The organism is Cupriavidus sp. AU9028, from assembly GCF_019795295.1.
Classification (GTDB): Bacteria; Pseudomonadota; Gammaproteobacteria; order Burkholderiales; family Burkholderiaceae; genus Cupriavidus.
On the sequence record NZ_JAIMCG010000015.1, the window covers coordinates 95386 to 116294 of the forward strand.

A 20909-nucleotide genomic window follows, 5' to 3' on the forward strand; every position below is an offset into this window, starting at 1 on the left:
TCGCAGTATAGATAGCGCGCGATGAAATAGCAAGCAAAAGATTCGACGCCGGTCGCGAGCGGGAATCGGCACGGTCTACACCCTGCCTCGCGGCCACCTACGGTTGCGCAAGAGGCCGATGCACGGCCGCTGATCCCCTGGCCTCCGAGTCAGCCGGCAAACACCGGTTGATCCTCCCCAACTCGGCTTGCGGCGAGCAGCGCATTGAGTTCCGGCACGCAGGAGCCACAGTTGCCGCCGGCCCTGACGCAGGCGGTGATCTGGGTGGCGCTGGTCAGCTGGTGCTTCCGGATCGCATCGCAGATGGTATTGCGACCGACCCCGAAGCACGAGCAAACCGTCGGCCCCACGTCCGCCACCGCTTCGGCGGGCTGACCCAGCAGCAGCCCCATGCGGTCGAGATCGTCCAGGCGCTCGCGCGAGAACAGTCCGCCCAGCCACGCGCGCGCGGGCAGATCCGCCCGCGGCGAGACATGGACGCATGCCTGCACGCGCTCGTCCACCAGCCAGGCGGCATGGTAGATGCCCGCGGCGCGGTCCTCGAATTCAAGCCAGTCCGCCTCGGGATCGCCGACGCCGAGCAGGGCGCGTGCCCATGCCGAGCGGTCGCGCACTGGTTCGCGGCCGGCGAACTCGTAGCGCTCGAACTGGCGCCCGGTGGCGCGGGTCCACCAGGTCAGGTCCTTGCAATCGAGTTCGCCGCGCGCGAGCGCAACGCCCTGCCACGAGACCGGGAACGGATCGACCCGCACCGGCGTGTGCTTGAACTCGGGTTCGCCGGAAACCGGATCGACGACCGGGTTGACCACCGAGCCTACCCGCGCATCGGAGCTGAAGCGGCCGTTCCAGTGAATCGGCACAAAGACGCTGCCGCGCGCAATGCCGCCACCATGCCGCACGCGCACGACCACGCCGCCCCAGCGCGAGGTGACGCGGGCCAGCCGTCCTTCGCCGACGCCGCAAAGCAGGGCGTCCTGCGGATGCATGTCGACGAACGGCTCGGACAGATGCTCGGCCAGCCGCGGGGATTTGCCGGTGCGCGTCATGGTGTGCCACTGGTCGCGCACGCGGCCGGTATTGAGCACCATCGGAAAGTCGTCGTCCGTCGCGTGGACCGGGGCGCGTGGCGCGGTGGCGACCATGCGCGCGCCGGTTGCCACGGCCAGGCGCTCGGTGCCGATGCCGGCCCGATGCACCGGCCACTGGATCGGGACCAGCGCATCCCAGGCGCGCTCGCCCAGGCCGGTCAGGCCAGCGAGATTGAACACACGCGGCACGCTGGTGTCGGCATCGTCGCCATTGCGCCAGGCCGACAGTCGCGCATGCTCGTCGAAGATCTGGTGCGGGGCGGTGTAGCCGAAGCCGTCGTAGCCCATTCGCTGCGCGACTTGCGCGAGGATCCACCAGTCCGGCCTTGCCTCTCCCGGCGCGGGCAGGAAGGCGCGCTGGCGCGAGATCCGCCGTTCGGAATTGGTGACCGTGCCATTCTTCTCGCCCCAGCCCAGCGCGGGCAGCAGGATGTGCGCGGTGTCGTTGGTGTCGCTGCGCTCGACGATGTCGGATGAAATCACCAGCTCGCACTTGCGCAGGGCGCGCTGCGCGAGGTCGGCGTCGGGCAGGCTGACCACCGGGTTGGTGGCGATCACCCAGACCGCCTTGATCCGCCCCTGATCGATGGCGTCGAACAGCTCGACGGCCTTCAGCCCCGGCCGCGCGGCAATGGCCGGCGAAGCCCAGAAGGTCTGCACCAGCTCCCGGTGGGACGGGTCGCCCAGCTCCAGATGCGCAGCCAGCATGTTGGCAAGCCCGCCGACTTCGCGTCCGCCCATCGCATTGGGCTGGCCGGTCAATGAAAAGGGGCCGGCGCCGGGGTGGCCGATGCGGCCGGTCAGCAAATGGCAATTGATGATCGCGTTGACCTTGTCGGTGCCGGCGGAGGACTGGTTCACGCCCTGCGAGAACGCCGTGACGGTTTTCGGCGTGGCGGCGAACCAGCGGTAGAAGGTCAGCACGTCTTCCAGGTTCAAGCGGCAGGCGCGCGCGACCTCGGCGGGGTCGGCCTGTCCGGCGGACGCGGCCAGCGCCTGTTCGAGCTCGTCCGCATCGAGCGCAGTGGCGGTGGAGGCGTCATCGCTGTTGCGCAGATACTGCAGCAGCCCGTTGAAGAGCCACACATCGGTGCCCGGGCGCACCGGCAGGTGCAGGTCGGCAATGTCGCAGGTGGCGGTGCGGCGCGGATCGACGACGACCAGCTTCATCTGCGGACGCGCCGCCTTGGCGGCGGCGATGCGCTGGAACAGGATTGGATGGCACCAGGCCGCATTGGAGCCGACCAGCACCACCAGGTCCGCCAGCTCGAGATCCTCGTAGCAGCCGGGCACCAGGTCCTCGCCAAAGGCGCGCTTGTGTCCCGCCACTGCCGACGACATGCAGAGGCGGGAGTTGGTGTCGATATTGGCGGTGCCGATGTACCCCTTCATCAGCTTGTTGGCGACGTAGTAGTCCTCGGTCAGCAGCTGGCCCGACACATACAGCGCGACCGAGTCCGGGCCGTGCCGGGCGATGGTGTCGTGCAGCCCGCCGGCGACGCGGTCCAGCGCGTCGTCCCAGTCGATGCGGGCCAGGGTGCCGTCCGGCTGGCGGAATTTGGGATACAGCAGCCTGCCCTGCAGATCGACGGTTTCGGCCAGGGCCGCGCCTTTCACGCACAGGCGGCCGGCATTGGCGGGGTGGTCGGCGTCGCCGGCCACTTCCACGCTGCCGTCGGCGCGGCGCTCGGCGCGCACGCCGCAGCCGACGCCGCAGTAGGGGCAGGTGGTGCGAACGGAGGCCACCACGGGAGATGGCGCCGCGTCAGCGGCGCTGCCGCTGGCGGCGCTCGGATCGGCGGCGGGCGCTGGCATCGTGGCCGCTACGGAAATATCGGACAGTTTCAAGGTGGTGCCTGCGGCGTGAGGTCGAGGGGCGGCTCGCGCCGCCGTGGGAGAGTCGTGGCATCCGGCTTGCAGAACCGGATGCGCCGTCGATACATGGGTCAGGCCGCAATGGCGTCGCATTGCGCTTTGCCGAACAGCAGGCGCTGACGCAGCGCGCCGACCGGGGTGCGCTGCTGGATCAGATCGAAATACCAGGGGCCGTCCTGCACGTCGCCATACAGCACGGCGCCCACCAGCCGGTTCTGCTGCAGCACCAGCCGCTTGTAGATGCCGCGGCGGGGATCGCGCAACACCAGGTCTTCGCTGTCCTCGCCGCCGACGATGTCGCCGGCGGAGAACAGATCCACGCCGCTGACCTTGAGCCGCGTCGCGGTGGCCTGCTGCACATAGCGGCGGTGGCCGGCGCCGGCCAGATGGGCGGCGCAGACGCGCGCCTGTTCCCAGATCGGCGCGACCAGCCCGAAGGTGGCGCGGCGGTGCTGCACGCATTCGCCGACCGCGTAGATGCGCGGATCGAAGGTCTGCAGCGTGTCGTCGACGACGATGGCGCGCTCGCAGTGCAGGCCGGCCGATTGCGCCAGCGCGACATTGGGCCGCACGCCCGCCGTCATCACCACCAGGTCGGCTGCAATCGCGCTGCCGTCGGCAAAGCGCACGCCCTCGACGCGATCCTTCCCGACGATCTCGGTGGTTGTCGCGCCCAGCAGGATGCGCAGGCCCCGGTGTTCCAGCGTGCGTTGCAGCAGCGCCGCGGCCGGCTGGTCGAGCTGACGGTCCATCAACGTCTTGCCCAGATGGACGACGGTGACGTCCATGCCGCGGCGCAGCAGCCCGTTGGCCGCTTCCAGTCCGAGCAGGCCGCCGCCGATCACCACCGCATGCCGATGCTGGCGCGCGGCGGCGAGCATGGTCTCGACGTCCTGCAAGTCCCGAAAGGCGATCACCCCGTCCAGGGTGTGGCCCGGCACCGGCACGATGAAGGGCTGGGAGCCGGTGGCCAGCAGCAGCCGGTCATAGCGGACCTCCCGGCCGGACTGCGCGCGCACCAGGCGGCGCGGGCGGTCGATCGCCACCACCGGCTCGCCGGCGAACAGCGTGATGCCATGCTGTTCGTACCAGGCGCGACGGTGCAGCATGATGTCGTCGACCTCCTTCTCGCCGGCGAGGACCGGCGATAGCAGGATGCGGTTGTAGTTGCCGTGCGGCTCGGCGCCGAACACCGTGATGTCGTAGAGGTCCGGCGCGAGCGCCAGCAACTCCTCCACCGTGCGCATGCCGGCCATGCCGTTGCCGACCACCACCAGGCGGGGTTTGCTCATGCGGCCACCCATACCTTGCCGTCGGCAACGCGCGCGCGCCACGCTGGCACCGAGTGCTCCGGTGCTTCGATGCACTCGCCGGTACGCAAGTCGAAATGATGCTTGTAGATCGGCGAGGCGACCACCATCCGCTCCCCCAGGTTGCCGATCAGTCCTCGCGACAGCACCGCGGCGCCGGCGTTGGGATCGTAGTTGGAGATGGCGTAGACCTGCTCGCTGGCGCCGACGCGAAATACCGCGATCTGCGCGATGCCGCGCTCCTGCTCGATGCGGGCGCAAACGCCGGTGTCGGGCAAGATGTCGCGCAGCGCGCAGACGGCAATCCAGGAGTCCTGGCGGGAGGTGGCGGTGTCGGTCATGATGGCTGGCTTGCTATGAATATTGGATTCGAGTGCCCGGCTGCAGGGACGACGCGGTTCCTCAAACGACGGTGTCGGCTTCGGCCACGCCGGCGCGCGCTTCCGGGGCGGTCGCCGGCATGGCGTTGCCGCGCGGCGCAGCGAGGCGGCCGGTTGCCTGCCGTTCCGCGGTGGTGGCGGGGCGGATCTGGCCGCGCTCCTGCACGAACACCACATGCTCGTCGCCCTGCTCGCTGTTGACGAAATGGCGGAAGCGCTTGCGCGTCTGCGGATCGGTGACGGCCTTCTTCCATTCGCACTCGTAGGTGTCGACGACGTGCTGCATCTGCGCCTCCAGCTCGGCGGCGATGCCCAGGCTGTCGTCGATCACCACTGCCTTCAGGTAGTCCAGTCCGCCTTCGAGGTTGTCGCGCCAGACGCTGGTGCGTTGCAGGCGGTCGGCGGTGCGCACGTAGAACATCAGCACCCGGTCGATGTAGCGCACCAGCGTGTCGCGGTCCAGGTCGCTGGCCAGCAGCTCGGCATGGCGCGGCTTCATGCCGCCGTTGCCGCAGACGTACAGGTTCCAGCCATTCTCGGTGGCGATCACGCCGATATCCTTGCCCTGTGCTTCGGCGCATTCGCGCGTGCAGCCGGACACGCCGAACTTGATCTTGTGCGGGGCACGCAGGCCCTTGTAGCGATTCTCCAGCGCGATCGCCAGCCCGACGGAGTCGCCGACGCCATAGCGGCACCAGGTCGAGCCGACGCAGGACTTCACCGTGCGCAGTGCCTTGCCATAGGCATGGCCGGATTCGAAGCCGGCGGCGATCAGTTCTTCCCAGATCTGCGGCAGCTGCTCGACCCGTGCGCCGAACAGATCGACGCGCTGGCCGCCGGTGATCTTGGTGTACAGGCCGTACTTCTTCGCGACGTGTCCGACCGCGATCAGGCCGTCGGGGGTGACCTCGCCGCCCGCCATGCGTGGCACGACCGAATAGGTGCCGTCCTTCTGGATATTGGCCAGGTAGTAGTCGTTGGAGTCCTGCAGGCTTGCATGCTCGGGCCGCAGCACGAAGTCGTTCCAGCAGGAGGCAAGGATATTGGCGACGGTAGGCTTGCAGATATCGCAGCCGTGCCCGTTGCCATGGGCGGCCAACAGCGCCTCGAATGAGCGCAGCCCGCCAACGCGGACCAGGTGATACAGCTCCTGGCGCGACCAGGCGAAGTGTTCGCACAGGTGGTTGTTGACGGCCATGCCCTGCTTCTTCATCTCGGCCTTCATCACCTGCGTGACCAGCGGCACGCAGCCGCCGCAGGCGGTGCCGGCCCTGGTGCAGGACTTGACCGCGCCGATGCTGGTGGCACCCTCGCGCACGGCGGCGCAGATGGCCGCCTTGGCGACGTTGTTGCAGGAGCAGATCTGCGCGCTGTCGGGCAGCGCGTCCGCGCCGAGGGCGGGGCGGTCCTGCCCATCCGATGCGGGCAGGATCAGGAACTCGGGGGACGCCGGCAGCGGGATGCGGTTCAGCATCATCTGCAGCAGCGTGCCGTACTCGCTGGCGTCGCCCACCAGCACCCCGCCGAGCAGATACTTGCCGCATGCGGAGATCACCAGCTTCTTGTAGACCTCCTTGCGCTCGTCGACGAACTGGCAGGAGCGGGCGCCGGCCGCAAGACCGTGGGGATCGCCGATGCTGGCAACGTCCACCCCCAGCAGCTTCAGCCTGGTGCTCATGTCGGCGCCGGCAAAGGCGGCGCTCTCCCCGGCCAGCTGACGTGCCACCGTGCGGGCCATGTCGTAGCCCGGGGCCACCAGGCCGAAGATCCTGCTCTGCCACAGGGCGCACTCGCCGATCGCGAAGATGTCGGGGTCGGAGGTGCGGCAATGATCGTCGATGCGGATGCCGCCGCGCTCGCCCACTTCCAGTCCGCTGGCGCGGGCGAGGTCGTCGCGCGGGCGGATGCCGGCGGAGAAGACGATCATGTCGGCGTCCAGATGCGAGCCGTCGGCAAACCGCATGCGGTGGCGTCCGCCGACGCCATCGACGATCTCCACGGTGTTCTTGCCGGTGTGGACGGACACGCCGAGCCCCTCGATCTTTCGCCGCAGCATCGCGCCGCCGCCTTCGTCCATCTGTACCGCCATCAGGCGCGGCGCGAATTCGACGACGTGGGTGTCCAGCGCCATGTCGCGCAGCGCCTTGGCGCACTCCAGCCCGAGCAGGCCGCCGCCGATGACCACGCCGGAGCGCGAACGGCTGCCGCATTCGCGCATCGCTTCGAGATCCTCGATGGTGCGGTAGACGAAGCAGCCGGGCCGGTCCTTGCCGGGCAGCGGCGGCACGAAGGGCGTCGAGCCGGTTGCCAGCACCAGCTTGTCGTAGGGAACGGTCTCGCCGTTGGCCAGCGCCACGGTGCGTGCCTGCCGATCGATCGCGACCGCGCGGGTGTCCAGCCGCAGTGCATAACCCTCGCGCTCGAAGAACCCGGGTTCAACCAGCGACAGCTCGTCGGCGCTCTTGCCGGCGAAGAACTCGGACAGGTGCACGCGGTCGTAGGCGGGGCGAGGTTCCTCGCCGATGACGGTAACGTCGGCCGCGGTACCGGCCTGTGCGAGGCATTCGAGCAGCTTGTGTCCGACCATGCCGTGGCCGACGATGACGAGCTTCATGAGCGTGATCCTTGGGTTGACGTTTCTTGTGGCTTCCGGAACCTGCCGGCTTTCCCCCTCTCCCCTTCAAGGGGAGAGGGACGGGGAGAGGGGTTGGTCTTCCAGCGGGGCCGGCATCGCGAATGCTCACTGCCCTCTCCCCCGGCCCCTCTCCCCCGAGCGGGAGAGGGGAGCAAACCGCGAGCGGAGGAGGGGGAGAGCCGAAGGTCTGGTTCCGCCTGCGCGGTCATGCCCGCCCCGCCAGCGCGCGCTCGATCAGGGCCTGCTCGCGGGCCTTGTGCTCGGCGGAGAAGCGCACCGCCACCGCGCACAGCGCGGACAGCGTGGCCAGCGCGCCGAGGATGAACAGCGTCTGCTGCAGGTCGCCGATGCCCTTCATCAGCAGGCCCGCCGCGACCGCGCCGACATTCCCGCCCGCGCCGATGATTCCGGACACGCCGCCCAGGGCCTGCCGGTCGATGAAGGGAACCAGCGCATAGGTGGCGCCGCAGGCCATGTGGGTGAAGAGACCGAAGGCCAGCATGGCGACCACCGCCATCGCGACGCTGCCGGCCTGCGAGAACCACAGCAGGCCCAGGCCCTCGCAGAGGATCAGCACGAACAGCACCGCCGCGCGGGCGTCCAGCCCGCGGCGCAGCGCGACCTTGTCGGAGAGCCAGCCGCCCAGCGCGCGGGCGAACAGCGCCAGCAGGCCGAAGCTCGCCGCGGCAAGTCCGGCGGTCTTCAGCGACAGGCCGAAGCGGTCGACGTAGTACATCGCCGCGACGTTGTGGATGAAGATCTCGATGCCGAAGCAGGCGCCATAGGTGACGAACAGCAGCCAGACCCGGTAGTTCGAGCTGGCGGCGACGAAGCTGGACCAGCCGCTGCTCTTGCCGCTCTTCGCGCCTTCGATGGGGATGCCGGCGGCACGCAGATCCGCGTAGTTGCCTTGCGGGCAGTCCTGCGTGTAGCGCCAGTACAGCACCGCCATCAGCAGCATGGCGATGCCCGGCACCACCAGCGCAACGCGCCAGCCCAGCGTCTCGCTGACGCCAAGCATCAGCACGCCCGTCAGCATCAGCGGCATCAGCGCCTGCGCCGCGCCGCCCCCGGCATTGCCCCAGCCCGCCGCGGCGGCATTCGCGGTGCCGACCACGTTGGGGGCGAACATCACCGAGGTGTGGTACTGCGTGATGACGAAGCTGGCGCCGATCGCGCCGATCAGCAGGCGGAAGAAGAGGAAGGCTTCGTAGCTCTGCGCCATCGCTACGCCCAGTACCGGCATGGCGCCGAGCGCCAGCAGCCCCGTATAGGTCTTGCGCGGGCCGAAGCGGTCGCACAGCGGGCCGACCACCAGGCGGACCAGGATGGTGACGGCGACCGCCGCGATGTTGATGTTGGCGACCTGATCGGGCGTGAGCCCGAACTCGCCGCGCAGCATCGGCATCAGCGGCGCGCAGGCGAACCAGCCGAAGAAGCAGACGAAGAACGCGAGCCAGGTCAGATGGAACGCGCGCATCTGCGGCGTGGCCATCGAGAACAGGTTGATGCGGGTGGCCCGCGGGGCTGCGCCCGCGGACGCCGGTGCCGATGCTGTCGTTGTTGCCGCCGTAGTTGCCGCCGTAGTTGCCGCCGAGGAGGTCGCTGCCATCGTCGCTCCAAAAGCAAATGGCGTCCCGCGAACCGTCGCATCGCGCTTGCGTGCATCGGTTCAGGGGACGCCGTTGTCCTTGCAGGCACGGTAAAGACCGTACCTGCGCTCGTTTGGGGAAGCGGACCGCCGTTGATCCGCTTGCCAGATATTTTGCAAGCGGTGTGCCAGCGATTTTGTGCTGCACAAAGCGGGAAAACGCCCTTTTCCCCGCCAAAACGGGGCAAGGGCGCGGCGATGGTGCGCCGCAATGGGGCGCGTCGGGGTGCGGCGGCACGACGATGGTGCGGCGCGGTGGGCGCCGCCGATGGGGCCTGCCGGCCGAATGCCGCCAGTCGACCGGACTAGCGCTTGCCCTCGCGCGGGAAGACCGGCACCACCTTCAGTTCGGCAGGCGAGACCGGCGTACCCGCTTCGTCGATCAGTGCGGCATGGACCTTCAGGCCGCTACGGGTCGAGCGCACCTCGGCAGGACCGCCGCATTCGCCGGCAAGGTGGCGGTCGCCCCATTGCATCAGGCCGACGATCACCGGCAGCAGCTCGACCGCCGCGCGCGTGGGTCGATACGCGTCGCGCGCCCGCGCACCCGGCTCCCGATAGGTTTCCCGCCGCAGCAGGCCGGCCTCCGTCAGCGTCTTCAGGCGGGCGGAGAGCACAGCCGGGGAGCAGTGCAGCCGCGCCAGGAAGTCGTCGAAGCGGCTGACCCCCTGCAGCACATCGCGCAGGATCAGAATCGACCACTTCTCGCCGATCAGCGCCAGGGTGGCCGCGATCGAGCAGCGCCGCAGCTGGTCCTCCAGCAGCGATGCGGCAGGATCGGCTGCGGGCGCCGGGGCGGGAGACGAGGCCGGCGCCGGACGGGACGGGCGGGCGGTGGACGCGGCGGATCGAGTCATAGCCGAAGCTTAGCAGTCTGGCTTCATTTGCAAAAGTCAGGATTGCGCCTATACTCTGGCTACACGATTCATAGTCAGGAGCCAGCCATGCCGACCGAGACCCTTGGCACCATGCGCACGGGGCGCAGCGCCTTGCCGCTGACGATCCGGCGGCCGGGCCCCTCCGACCTGATCGCCCAGCGCGCCTTCGTGCAGGGCCTGTCGCGGGAAAGCCGCTACTTGCGCTTCCTGACGGGGGGCGGCGTACCCGACGAGATCGCCACGGCGGTGGTGTCGGTGCCGGACGGCCTGCTGGTCACGGTGACGGAAGAGGATGGTCAGGGGGAACGGATCGTCGCCAACGGCCATTTCGTCCCCGACGCGCACGGGCAGGCCGAGCTGGCGCTGGTGGTCGACGACCGCTGGCAGGGGCGCGGCATTGGCCGGGCGTTGCTGGGCCGGCTGGTGCGCGAGGCGCGCGAACGGGGGCTGCAAGCGCTGCATGGCGAGGTGCTGAGCGAGAACCGGCGCATGCTGGCGCTCGCGCGCGACCAGGGGTTCAGCGTCGCCCGCCATCCCGGCGATGCGACCGTCCATCAGATCCGGCTGACGTTCGCTGCCGAGCGGCCGGCCCGGCAATCGGAAGCGGCGCGTGGCGCCTGGCTGGCGGAGGACTGGTTCTCGATGCGCTAGTCGGCGCCGCGCGGCGCCCGGGCGGTGGCGGTGCAGCCGACCGAGGCGGCGATGATGCAGCCGATCGCCAGCCACTGCGTGGGACTCAGGCTCTCGTGCAGCATCACCAGCCCCGCCAGCGCGCCCATGGCCGGCTCCATGCTGAGCAGGATGCCGAAGGTACGGCGCGGCAGGCGCTTGAGCGCGACCATTTCCAGCGAATAGGGGATCGCGCTGGACAGGATGCCAACCGCCAGGCCGGCGAGCAGCAGCGTGGGCGAGAACAATGCGGTACCGGCATGCGCGATGCCGAACGGCGACACCACCAGCGCGGCCATCAGCAGGCCCAGCGAGGTCGCCTGCCCGCCGTGCGCGTTGCCGGCGCGCTGCCCGAAGATGATGTAGAGCGCCCAGCCGACGCCGGCGGCCAGTGCGTAGGCCATGCCGACCGGATCGAGACTGGCGGCATCGGCGCGCAGCGGCAACAGCAGCAGCAGCCCTGCCACCGCCAGCGCGATCCAGACGAAGTCCAGCGCCCGGCGCGACGAGGCGATCGCTACCGCCAGCGGCCCGGTGAACTCGATGGCGATGGCAAGGCCGAGCGGCACCGTGCGCAGCGACATATAGAACAGCAGGTTGGTCATGCCGAGCGCCGACCCATACAACGCGATGGCACGCGCGTCGCGTCCGGCCAGCGGCCAGCGCCAGGGGCGCCAGACCATCAGCAGGATCAACGCGGAGAAGCCGACCCGCAGCGCCGTGGTGCCCTGCGCGCCGACCGCGTCGAACAGACTCTTGGCGAACGAGGTGCCAATGCACAGCGAGGCCATCGAGCCCATCAGGGCCAGTACGGCAAGCAGGGTGGAGCGGTCTGCGGCGGTGTCGGATACCTGCACGGTGTCTTCGGGAATGGTGGATCTGGTGGGGCTGCACTGCCGCTACGGTTGGCCGGGGCGGACAGGACGAGAGTGTATGCGATGCCCGGCCATGGGCGTGCCTCACGGCGGGGCATGCGCAGCGCGGCCGGGCAGATTCCTGCGCATTGCTGGCACATCCTGCACCAATGCCGTGAATCCTTGATCCAGCGCAAGAATGCCTGCCGCCGAAGCCTTCAGGCGCGCGAAATCGCTGCCGTTAGCAGGCCTTTCCACCCCTGATCGAGATACGCACGTGACCGCATTGCTTCACCCCGCGGTGCGCCTGATGGCGCGACTGACGATTGCACGAAAGCTGGCGCTGCTGGCGGCCCTGTTCCTGCTGCCGCTGAGCGGCACGCTCTACCTGGTCTTCGAAGACCGCCTCCACGCCATCCACGCCAATCGCGCGGAGCTGGATGGCCTGCGCGTGGTGAAGTCGAGCCTGGACCTGATGCGCGACATGCAGGTGCGCCGCGGCGCCGCGGCGTCGCTGCTGGCGGGCAACGCCAGCTTCCGCCCGCTCTACGAGGCGGCGGACGGCCGTATCGGGCAACACCTCATCGCACTGGGCACTGCCGCGGATGCCACCGGCAACCGCGCGATCGTGGAGCGCACCGCTGCGATCGCGGAAGCGGTGGGGCAACTGCGCAAGGCGGGGCTGGACCGCCCCGCGCCGGCGCTTTTTGCCGACCATACCGAACTGGTGAAGCGGATTCGCTTCTATATCGGCGATGTGGCCAACCACAGCACGCTGGCACTCGATGCCGAAAGCGCCTCGTATTACCTGATCAACCTGATGGTGGCGCCGATGCCGAGGCTGGCCGAGCTTGCCGCCGTCAGCCGCGGCCGGGGCGCGGCGATCATCACGCAGGGCGGCTTCAGCGGGCCCGCGCAACAGGCAGAACTGGTGGCAATGGCCGAGCAGATCCGCGAAGGGCTGGAACTGGCACGCCTCGATGTCGCGCGCGTGCTGCGCGCTGCCCCGGCGCATCGCGCCCGGGTGGAGCAGGAGCTGGCGAGGCTGGCGGCCATGGATGGCTTCCTCGCGACGCTGCAGAACCGCGTGCTCGGCCCCACCGGCATCGGCATCGACGCGAAGGCGTATTTCGACGAGGGCACGACCGCCATCGAGGCGGTATCGACTGCCAACCTGGCGTTCGCCGCGCTCGTCGAGCAGATGCTGCAGGACCGTACCGCTGCGCAGACGCGCGCCCTGACCCTGGTCGGGGCCAGCGCGCTCCTTGCCGTCGCGCTCGCGTTCTATCTGTTCTCCGGCTTCAGCCATGGCATGCGCGGCGACGTGGCGCGCGTGGCCGAAGCGGTCCAGCGCATCAATGCCGGCGACCTGACCGTGCAGCTGCATTCGGACGGCCACGATGAACTGAGCCAGACGCTGCGGCACCTGGGCGGCATGATCGAGACCTGGCGCCGGCTGGTGCGTGAGACGCGCATCAGTGCAGAGAGCGTGCTGGTGGCGGCCGGCCAGATCGCGCAAGGCAACCAGGACCTGTCGCAACGGACCGAGCAGCAGGCCAGCGCGCTGGAGGAGACCGCCGCCAGCATGGAACAGATGACCGCGATCGTGCGGCAGAACGCGGACAATGCCGCGGCGGGACGCACGCTGGTCAACGAGGCCGCCGGACTGGCAACATCGGGCGGCGCCGCCGTCGAGCAAGTGCGCGAGACGATGGCGGCGATCCAGGGCGATTCCGCGCGCGTGGTGGACATCATCGGGGTGATCGACGCAATCGCCTTCCAGACCAACATTCTGGCGCTCAACGCGGCGGTGGAAGCGGCGCGTGCGGGCGAGCACGGCAGGGGCTTCGCAGTGGTGGCGCAGGAAGTGCGCAGCCTGGCGCAGCGCTCGGCCAACTCGGCGCGCGAGATCGGCACGCTGCTCTCGCACTCGGTGCAGCGGATCGAGAACGGCTTCGAGCAGGCCAATCAGGCGAGCGAGACCATCCGCAGCGTGGTGGACGCCGTGCGCCGCATCGCCACCATGACCAGCGAGATCAGCCAGGCGTCGTTGGAACAGAGCAGCGGCATCGCGCAAGTGGGACAGGCCGTTGCGCAAATGGACCAGACCACGCAGCAGAACGCGGCGCTGGTGGAGGAGGCCGCGGCCGCCGCGACCACCTTGCGGGATCAGGCGATGGCGCTGGAGCGCGCCATCGCGCGCTATCGGATCGATGCGGGTCCGGCGCGGCTGGCCGTGGGTTGAGTCAGTCTGACGGCGCGCGCGCCGCGAACGTCAGCCGCGTTCCGGTACGCTGGCCGACGGGTCCGGCGGGGCGCTCGCCTCCAGCTTGCGCGCCTTGACCATGCCGCGCAGGTTCAGTGCCGCCAGGGCGAACTGCAGCACAACAAGCGCCCAGGCACTGCTGTAGACGCCCCAGATCACCCACAGCACATTGCTGACGATAAACACCCAGAAGCCGAGCTTGCGCCGCGTGGCGGACCTCGAGCCCACCAGCCAGGTGGCGCCCACCGTCACGACCATCGCCGGCCACTGCAGCATATCGATCCAGTCCATCGACTCTCCACGCACGCGCAAGGGCGAAATGCCCATCCCGCAGCATAGAGGCTGGGGCCGGAGGGCCACCATGGGAGAGGTCCCGCTTCGCTTGTCGGCCTAATCCGACAAGCCGGGCAATGCGCTCCAGGGGTAGCCCGAGCGCCCGCTGCCCTCTCCCCCGGCCCCTCTCCCGCAAGCGGGCGAGGGGAGCAAACCGAGAGCATGTCGCATCGCTGGGGGTTTGCTCCTTTTTCCCGCAAGCAGGCGAGGGGCGCGAATCTTTGGTCAGGCAGTCGCGGCGGCGCGCGGAGGCCCCGGGCGGGCGCGAACGGCGAACAGCACTTGCACCACCCCTGCACCGAGGCCAAGGCCCACGCCAACCTGCCAGGCGAGCGTGTACGAGCCGAGCGCGTCGTACAGCAGGCCGCCACCGAGCGCGCCGACGAAGCTGCCGATCTGGTGGCTGAAGAAGGCGACGCCCGCGAGCATGGCCTGCCAGCGCAGGCCGAAGGTCTGCGCGATCCAGCCGGACACCAGCGGCGCGACGCCCAGCCACAGGAAGCCCATGATGCCGGCGAACAGCAGCGTGCTGGACGGCGTGGGCAGCGACGAGAAATACCAGATCAGCGTCGCCGAGCGCGTCAGATAGATGCCGCCGAGCAGCAGCTGCTTGTTGACCCGTCCGCCGGCCCAGCCGAAGAAGAGGCTGCCGAGCACGTTGAAGCCGCCGATCATGCCGAGTGCCTGGGCGCTCAGCATCGGGTCCATGCCGCACACTTCCAGGTAGGACGGCAGGTGGGTGGTGAGGAACACCAGCTGCATGCCACAGACGAAATAGGCCAGCGCCATCACCACGAACGGTGGGTGCCGCAGCGCACTGCGCAGCGCCTCGCGCGCGTTCTGTTGCAGGGCGCCGGCGACCGTCGGCAATGGCAGGCGATCGACGCGGCCGGCCATCCACGCGGCAGGCACCATGGCCAGTGCCAGCACGACGAAGGCGCCCAGGCCGAAGCGCCAGCCATATTCCTGCGCGACCACCTGCCCGAGCGGCGCGGCGATCAGCGCGCCGATGGATCCGGCGGCGGACACGATGCCCAGTACCGTGCTGCGCATCGCGGCGGAGACCGGCCGCGCGGCGGCTGCCATGGCAATCGCGCTGCCGGTACAGGCCATCGAAGCGCCAATGGCGATGCCGGCGCCCAGTGTCACGGTGACCATGCCCTGCGAGGTCGCCAGCAATACCAGGCCGACGAGATAGAGCAAGGCACCGCCGACCATCAGCGGGCGAAAGCCGACGCGCGCGGCCCAGGCGCCCGCCAACGGCTGCAGGATGCCCCATACCAGGTTCTGGACCGCGATGGCGATGGTGAAGTCCGACACCGAGATGCCGATGTCGCGGGTCAGCGGCGGCATGAAGATGCCCAGGCTCTGCCGCAATCCCATCGCCAGGCTCAACATGACCGACGCGCCGAGCAGAATGGGCAACGCCGGGCGAAGGGAGGAAAGGCGGTCGGTCACGATGCTTGTCTCGCGGGAGCTCGGGCAGGCACGCCAGCAGGCGATCCGGCGTCATGGCGCCAGGGCGGCGCCGGGAGTCGGCTTCCCGATTTGTTGTTGTGGATGTTGTCGTGGACGCGGGCGGGCGCCGGCAAGGCCGCACCGCCCGCGTCTGGCGAGGGTAAGTCGGGGCGGGGCGGGTTGTCAATTTTTCAAAGGGTGCCTCTGGACGGCCGAGGTTCGTCTCATGCCATCCGGAAAGAGGGGCCACTGAAGAGTGGGCGGTTGTATTTCCGCCGCGGTCGCAGGGCCAGTGGCCGTTGCCCTCTCCCCCGGCCCCTCTCCCGCAAGCGGGCGAGGGGAGCACACCGACGGCGGGCAACGCGCAGCGGGCGACGATTGGCGCGGCATGCTTATTGCACCCTGCCGCCGCATGTCGACGACACTTCCACCCCATGTGGTCGAACTGCTCCGTGAGCGGTTCGACATCACCGCGTTGCGCCCTGGCCAGGCCGAGGTGATCGAGAGCGTGCTCCAGGGCCACGACACGCTGGCCGTATTGCCGACCGGCAGCGGCAAGTCGCTGTGCTATCAGGTTCCCTCGCTTTGCCTGGACGGATTGACGGTGGTGGTGTCGCCGCTCATCGCGCTGATGCAGGACCAGGCGGAGAAGCTCGACGAGCTGGATATGGAACCAGCCGTGGTCAACAGCGCGGTGGGCGATGCCGCGGCGGACGCGGCGCTGGAAAGCGTGGCGCGGCGCGACGAGCGCATCGTGCTGACAACACCGGAGCAATTGCAGGACCCCGAAGTCATCGCCTCGCTGCGGCGCAACCGCATCGCGCTGTTGACGGTGGACGAGGCCCACTGCATCTCGCAATGGGGGCATGACTTCCGTCCCGCCTATCTCGGCATCCCGGATGCGATCGATGCATTGGGACGCCCGCCGGTGCTCGCGCTTACGGCGACGGCAACGGACAAGCTGATCCACGATATCGCCGCGCAACTGCGGCTGCGATCGCTGTGCGTGATAAAGGGCGCGCTCTACCGGCCCAATCTCGTCTACGCCGTGCAGCATGTGCGTGGCGACGCGGAACGGATGCAGGCGGTACGGCAGCTGGTGACGAATACCGCCGGCAGCGGGATCGTCTATTGCGCGACCGTGCGCGAAGCGCAGCGGCTGCATGCGGGGCTGGAAGAGGCGGGCGAGAGTGTCGCGCTGTACCACGGCAAGTGCACTGCGGCGCAGCGCCGCGACAGCCAGTCCGCCTTCATGTCGGGCGACGTCCGCGTGATGGTGGCGACCAATGCCTTCGGCATGGGTATCGACAAGCCCGACGTCCGCTTCATCGTGCATGCGCAGCTGCCTGGCAGCCTCGACGCCTACTATCAGGAGACCGGGCGGGCAGGACGCGACGGCGAACGCGCGCAATGCACGCTGTTGCATGATGAACGGGACAAGCAGGTACAGCAGTTCTTCCTCGCCAACCGGTATCCCTCGGTCGATACGCTGGAACAAGCGGTGCGCGCGCTCGATGCGGCCGGCAAGCAGGGACCGGTCACCGCGGCGGTGCTGCGGGAGGCCCTGCCAAAGGTGGGCCAGCGCAAGCTGCAGGTCTCGCTGAAGATGCTCTGCGATGCGGGCGTGGCGCAGCGCGACCGGCGCGGCCGTTATCGCCGGATCGAGGCGAAGGCGCCCGCGGAAGGCGAGAGTGGTGGCGGCAGCGGCGGCGTCACTGCGGCCGTCGAGGCGATCGCCGCACAGTATGAGACGCGCAGCCGCGAGGACCGCGCGGTGCTCGAAGCGATGCTGCGTTATGCGCGCAGCGGGCGCTGCCGCTGGTCGATGCTGCTCGAATACTACGGCGAGCAGGGCGGGCCCGAGCGCTGCGGCACCTGTGACAGCTGTCTGCGGGCCGAAGAGGCGGCGTGCCATCCGGTCGATCCGCTGCCCCAGACGCGCAGCACGACGGAAAAGGGCGCGGGCCATGTGCCGGCGCCGCGCTTTGCGGAAGGCGATCGGGTGCGGGCCCGCCGCTATGGCGCCGGCATCGTCGTTGCGACCACGCTGGAGCGCGTCGACGTGCGCTTTCCCGATGGCGATATCCGCCGCTTCTTGCCGCGCTATCTGCGCGCCGATCAGGAGGGGCAGCACGGCAGCGTGGCGCAGCCCGCGGCGTGATGCCGCGATGGCAGGTTTCTTGCACCTTTCCCGCCATGCGCCGCACCTCGGGTGCGCGCAACACTCAGTCTAACCAGATGGAGGACACCATGGTTCAGCAGAACAATCCGGGCCAGGGCGGCGGCATGCCGGGCGCGCAACAGAACGGACGTGTCGATCCGGAAGCGGCGAATACCGATGAAACCGCCATGTCGGAGGACACCGCGGCGGGTACCGCCACCGGCACGGGTAGCGGCACGGGCGGCGCCCCCGGCGGCCAGTCCAGTGCCGCCGAGCAGGGCAGCATGCAGGGCGGCGAGGGCTCGGGCGGCACCAGCCGGGAAGGCATGACCGGCGGCACCAGCGGTGGCACCGGTGGGGCCAACACCGGCGGTGGCGCGACCAGCCCGGGCACCGGCGGCGGCATGGCGGGAGGCGTCGGCAGCCGCGATGCGACCGACAGCAGCGCAGGCGCGGCCAGTGGCGGTACCTCGGGCAGCGGCAACACGCTGGGGGACGGGACCACCGCAGGCGGCGGCGACAACGCGCAGGACCGCGAGAAGTTCAAGGACGTCAAGGTGGTGACGTCGGCCAAGGACGGCGATCCGCCGGACGCCTGAACGGCGCGGCGGCATGGCGGGCAGGCAACTCCTACATGCCGCCCCGCATTTTTATCATCGTGCCTCCGCACGCCGGGCTCGGCCCCGCCGGCAGGGCAACTCGCGGGGGCGCCTTCCCCACGGGCACGCCCCTTGCACCTGAGCAGGCATCGACGACACTAGGAGCAACGTATGAAGACCACCTGGGTTCTCGTCGCAGACGAAGCCATCGCCCGTATTCTCGAAGGAAAAAAGCCTGGCGAGGAACTGACGCCCGTCCAGGAGCTGACCCATCCCGCCGCGCATGCGGAAGGCACCGACCTTCGCCGCGATGCCTACGGGCGCCGCTCGGGCGGCGGCAATGACCAGACGCGCCAGAACACGCAGCACCACCTGCTTGGCCCGTCCAGCGTGACGGCTTCCGCCGGCGAGGAGCAGCAGCACCTGGAAGCGGAGGCATTCGCCCGACGGGTGGCAGAGTTCCTCGGCGAGTCGCTGCAACAGCGCCGCTATGACGAGCTGCGGATTGCCGCTGCACCGCGCTTCCTCGGCCGCCTGCGCAAGATGCTGCCGAGCCAGGTCGCCGGTGTGGTAGTGGACGAGGTCAACAAGGACCTCATTCATATGCAGGCGCGCGAGCTGACCGATCGCCTGTTCCCGGACCCGCGCGCCGCGGGCAGCAACACGTAGTGCGGGCAGTCATGAGGTAATGCACGGAAGCGCGCCGGCCGCAGTGGCCGGCGCGTGCGTTTCATAGGGAGGAGGCAACATGAAGCGGATTCCTGGCGGACTGCGCGCCCTCTACGGCTTGCTGCGCGACACGGTCAGCAACTGGAGCGACGACTATGCGCCGAGCATGGGCGCGGCGATCGCCTACTACACCGTGTTCTCGGTCGCGCCGCTGTTGCTGATCGTGATCTCGGTGGCCGGTATCGTGTTCGGCGCCGAAGCGGCGCAAGGCGCGGTGGTGTCCCAGTTGGAGGGATTCGTCGGCACCGAGGGTGCCCGCGCGATCGAGGACATGCTGGTTGCCGTCAGCAAGCCGGAGACCAGCGCAGTGATGACCGTGGTGGGTTTTTTCACCCTGCTGGTCGGCGCGACCACGGTGTTCGCCGAGCTGCAGAGCGCGCTGGACCGCATCTGGCGCGTCCCCGAGCGGCACAAGTCCTCGGGCGTGTGGTCGCTGCTGCGGGCCCGCGTGTTGTCCTTCGGCATGATCCTTGGCATCGGCTTCCTGCTGATCGTGTCGCTGCTGGCCAGCGCGGGACTGGCCGCGCTGTCGCGCGCATGGTCCCCGCTGTTCGGCGAGGGGGCGATCGTCGCCCATATCGTCGATCTGGTAGTGAGCCTGGCGGTGGTAACGACGGTCTTTGCCATGATCTACAAGATCATGCCGCGTGCCAACGTGCGTTGGCCCGACGTGTGGCTCGGTGCGTTCGTGACCGCGCTGCTGTTTACCATCGGCAAGGTCGCCATCGGCCTGTATATCGGCAAGAGCGGCGTGGCATCCGGCTATGGTGCCGCCGGCTCGCTGGTGGTGCTGCTGCTGTGGGTCTACTACGCCTCGCAGATCTTCCTGCTCGGGGCCGAGTTCACCTGGCTCTATGCGCACCGCTTCGGCTCGTTGCGCGGCACGCCGATCCCCGAACCGGACGCCGCGGCCAGCCGCGTGGGCGAGCGCAGTCAATCGCCGCCGGCGACGCCGAACCGCGCCAGGTAGTGCCAGACCTTCTTGAGGTCCTGCGGATCGTGCCTGCCGTCGCGCGCCGCGGCGCCGATGCAGTCCGGTGTCAGCACGCCGCCGCGCGCCAGCGCCAGGCCCAGCTGCACGATGGCATCGCCCCGGTAGTCGGGATGGCGCCGCAATTCCTCCACGCCGAGACGGAAGCCCGCGTGCCAGCGTACCTCGCACGGCAGCGCGCGAGCCTGCTCCTCGATTGCGGTGCCGCGATAGCACGGGTCCAGCACCAGGGCCTCGACATCCCGGGCCAGCTCCAGCGGGCCGTGCACATGCGCTTCGATATAGTCGTCGAGGGGATCCGCGATGGCCGAGCCGGCGTGCGCCAGTTCGATCAGCTCCATGCGCTGGGCGATGCCGACATGCACCGGGGCAAACACGCTGTCGGGGTAGCAGAAGGTGCAGCGGTCCAGCACCGACGGACGCAGGCGCAAGTGGGCCGAACCGAAGCGCGGTGAGGCGCCCATCGGATTGCCGCGGTAATCGAGCGCGCCATACTTGGGCCGCCTTGCCGGTGGCGCGGCATCATAGGCGCCGCCGAAAAGCCGGCTCTCCCACTGCCAGCGGTCCCCGCCGGGGTGCGCGGTCAGCCCGCCATTGCTGGTGCCCGTTTCGAACTGCGAGCGGTAGACGCCATCGTGCGCGAGCGCCACGAGAATCGGCACGCCCGCGCTCAGCCGGTCCGGATGGAAATTCAACGTGACCCGCAGGGTGCGGTCCAGCGGCCCGCCACGGCACTGCGCTGCCACATGCGCGAGGGCCGCGGCCTCGGGAGAGCCGGGCGTGGGATGCCATCCGGCCGCGGCGTGCCAGCCTGCGGGACGTTCCATTGGCGATCTCTTGTTCGACACCCTCTCCCCCGGATTCGACGTGGCCGCAGTGCACCCGAATGGCGCCTTTCGGCGCGGTTCTGTTGGCTTGGCAACAAAGTTCAGGCGCGCTGCAAAGTACATTACTTAGCGTGTTCCAAAGGTAGCACTGGAGGAACACCCAGGAAAACTCCAGGGAACACGCACGGACCACGGGCGCCGTACG

At 69.2% G+C, this 20909-nt stretch carries 16 protein-coding genes; 6 read left to right on the forward strand and 10 right to left on the reverse strand.

Translation table 11 applies throughout. The features are described from left to right. Positions 1-149: 149 nt before the first annotated feature. The 6 genes from K6V06_RS16420 to K6V06_RS16445 form a co-directional block, all read right to left on the reverse strand. Positions 150-2936, reverse strand: coding sequence for a nitrate reductase (locus K6V06_RS16420; RefSeq protein WP_255581894.1), 2787 nt, complete (start codon positions 2934-2936; stop codon positions 150-152). A gap of 98 nt (positions 2937-3034) precedes the next feature. Then, entirely contained in the window at positions 3035-4255 is a 1221-nt protein-coding gene (locus K6V06_RS16425) for an NAD(P)/FAD-dependent oxidoreductase (protein ID WP_222245109.1), read from the reverse strand. Continuing rightward, positions 4252-4614, reverse strand: a complete 363-nt coding sequence (gene nirD, locus K6V06_RS16430) for a nitrite reductase small subunit NirD (protein WP_222245111.1) — start codon at positions 4612-4614, stop codon at positions 4252-4254. Before nirD ends, K6V06_RS16425 begins: the two co-directional genes overlap by 4 nt. A gap of 61 nt (positions 4615-4675) precedes the next feature. Further along, positions 4676-7267: a nitrite reductase large subunit NirB gene (gene nirB, locus K6V06_RS16435; RefSeq protein WP_222245113.1), complete on the reverse strand. Its 2592-nt coding sequence runs from the start codon at positions 7265-7267 to the stop codon at positions 4676-4678. A gap of 226 nt (positions 7268-7493) precedes the next feature. Continuing rightward, entirely contained in the window at positions 7494-8783 is a 1290-nt protein-coding gene (locus K6V06_RS16440) for an MFS transporter (RefSeq protein ID WP_255581899.1), read from the reverse strand. A gap of 461 nt (positions 8784-9244) precedes the next feature. After that, positions 9245-9796, reverse strand: coding sequence for a helix-turn-helix domain-containing protein (locus K6V06_RS16445; RefSeq protein WP_222245115.1), 552 nt, complete (start codon positions 9794-9796; stop codon positions 9245-9247). A gap of 87 nt (positions 9797-9883) precedes the next feature. Between K6V06_RS16445 and K6V06_RS16450 the strand changes: the two genes are divergently transcribed. Then, a complete protein-coding gene (locus K6V06_RS16450; RefSeq protein WP_222245116.1) occupies positions 9884-10468 on the forward strand; it encodes a GNAT family N-acetyltransferase in 585 nt (194 codons plus the stop codon). Here the strand turns inward: K6V06_RS16450 and K6V06_RS16455 are convergent. After that, positions 10465-11286 (reverse strand): DMT family transporter, encoded by an 822-nt coding sequence (locus K6V06_RS16455; protein WP_222245156.1) that lies wholly within the window; start codon positions 11284-11286, stop codon positions 10465-10467. The two genes, K6V06_RS16450 and K6V06_RS16455, sit on opposite strands and share 4 nt — an antisense overlap. A 331-nt stretch (positions 11287-11617) precedes the next feature. On the opposite strand from K6V06_RS16455, the gene K6V06_RS16460 reads away from it, so the two are divergent. Further along, a complete protein-coding gene (locus K6V06_RS16460) occupies positions 11618-13585 on the forward strand; it encodes a methyl-accepting chemotaxis protein (protein WP_222245117.1) in 1968 nt (655 codons plus the stop codon). Between the two features lie 30 nt (positions 13586-13615). On the opposite strand, the gene K6V06_RS16465 is transcribed toward K6V06_RS16460, so the two are convergent. Then, complete coding sequence (locus K6V06_RS16465; RefSeq protein WP_222245118.1) at positions 13616-13897, reverse strand: hypothetical protein; 282 nt, start codon at positions 13895-13897, stop codon at positions 13616-13618. 267 nt (positions 13898-14164) lie between these two features. Beyond that, a complete protein-coding gene (locus K6V06_RS16470) occupies positions 14165-15337 on the reverse strand; it encodes an MFS transporter (RefSeq protein WP_222245158.1) in 1173 nt (390 codons plus the stop codon). A 472-nt stretch (positions 15338-15809) separates the two neighbouring features. Between K6V06_RS16470 and K6V06_RS16475 the strand changes: the two genes are divergently transcribed. The 4 genes from K6V06_RS16475 (at position 15810) to K6V06_RS16490 (ending at position 19856) form a co-directional block, all read left to right on the forward strand. Continuing rightward, entirely contained in the window at positions 15810-17558 is a 1749-nt protein-coding gene (locus K6V06_RS16475; RefSeq protein ID WP_222245119.1) for an ATP-dependent DNA helicase RecQ, read from the forward strand. 89 nt (positions 17559-17647) lie between these two features. Continuing rightward, positions 17648-18157 carry a hypothetical protein gene (locus K6V06_RS16480; RefSeq protein ID WP_222245120.1) on the forward strand — a complete coding sequence of 170 codons (510 nt, stop codon included), beginning with the start codon at positions 17648-17650 and terminating at the stop codon, positions 18155-18157. Between the two features lie 171 nt (positions 18158-18328). Continuing rightward, complete coding sequence (locus tag K6V06_RS16485) at positions 18329-18826, forward strand: host attachment protein (RefSeq protein WP_222245121.1); 498 nt, start codon at positions 18329-18331, stop codon at positions 18824-18826. Positions 18827-18905: 79 nt separating this feature from the next. Beyond that, complete coding sequence (locus tag K6V06_RS16490; protein WP_222245123.1) at positions 18906-19856, forward strand: YihY/virulence factor BrkB family protein; 951 nt, start codon at positions 18906-18908, stop codon at positions 19854-19856. On the opposite strand, the gene K6V06_RS16495 is transcribed toward K6V06_RS16490, so the two are convergent. Continuing rightward, positions 19820-20704 carry a DUF3626 domain-containing protein gene (locus K6V06_RS16495; RefSeq protein ID WP_222245125.1) on the reverse strand — a complete coding sequence of 295 codons (885 nt, stop codon included), beginning with the start codon at positions 20702-20704 and terminating at the stop codon, positions 19820-19822. The two genes, K6V06_RS16490 and K6V06_RS16495, sit on opposite strands and share 37 nt — an antisense overlap. Positions 20705-20909: the final 205 nt, after the last annotated feature.